We start from the raw sequence: 266 nt of genomic DNA on the forward strand, positions 1-266 counted from the left end.
CGGAGAGGGTGGGATTCGAACCCACGGCCCCTTTCGGAGTCACTGGTTTTCAAGACCAGCTCCTTAAACCACTCGGACACCTCTCCATTTATTGGTGACCCATCCGCGACTCGAACGCGGGACACCCTGATTAAAAGTCAGGTGCTCTACCGACTGAGCTAATGGGTCATTAAGTTTTTTTGGCAGGGGATGCAGGACTCGAACCTACGCATGTAGCAGTCAAAGTGCTATGCCTTACCGACTTGGCGAATCCCCTATGAATGTGG

General features: G+C 52.6%; 3 tRNA genes. All 3 read right to left on the reverse strand.

Annotation, left to right across the window (positions count from 1 at the left end):
• A tRNA-Ser gene (locus ATCC9714_RS16695) sits at positions 1 to 86 on the reverse strand.
• Positions 87 to 92: 6 nt separating this feature from the next.
• A tRNA-Lys gene (locus ATCC9714_RS16700) sits at positions 93 to 168 on the reverse strand.
• Between the two features lie 12 nt (positions 169 to 180).
• Positions 181 to 256 (reverse strand) — tRNA-Gln (locus ATCC9714_RS16705).
• Positions 257 to 266: the final 10 nt, after the last annotated feature.

Origin of the sequence: Paraclostridium sordellii (assembly GCF_000953675.1) — a bacterium.
Classification (GTDB): domain Bacteria; phylum Bacillota; class Clostridia; order Peptostreptococcales; family Peptostreptococcaceae; genus Paraclostridium; species Paraclostridium sordellii.